This is a genomic window from Polaromonas sp. P1_F8, assembly GCF_056405635.1.
This window is the reverse complement of record NZ_JBFUBS010000024.1, coordinates 1-401: the sequence shown is the minus strand read 5'-3', so window position 1 is coordinate 401 and position 401 is coordinate 1. Positions and strand designations below refer to the sequence as shown.

1 protein-coding gene is annotated in these 401 nt (G+C 64.8%); it reads right to left on the bottom strand.

Going from position 1 to position 401, the window contains the following annotated elements; translation table 11 throughout:
• The coding region (locus tag AC1D1J_RS22610; protein ID WP_477695931.1) for a YDG domain-containing protein at positions 1 to 401 on the bottom strand (401 nt) is incomplete at both ends.

Here is a 401-nt window from a genome sequence, read left to right as displayed (position 1 = left end):
GGTACCGCCCACGGTCACGGTATCACCACTCAAAGCCGTCACCGCTGCTGTCCCGCTCAGCGTCGCTGTGGTGGTCGTGTCGTAAACCTTGTTGTTTGCGCCTACGCCGGTAACCGCCAGGCTGGCCGGCGTGATGTTGGCTGTCACGCCGGTGGGCTGCACCACGGTGTAGTTGCCAGCGTCGGCGCCGCCCAGTGTGTAGCCGGTGACGGTGACGGCCTTGCCGTTACCCACGTTCTTGTTGGCGAAATTTCCGCTGCCGGTACCGCCCACGGTCACGGTATCACCACTCAAAGCCGTCACCGCTGCTGTCCCGCTCAGCGTCGCTGTGGTGGTCGTGTCGTAAACCTTGTTGTTTGCGCCTACGCCGGTAACCGCCAGGCTGGCCGGAGGCTGGCCGG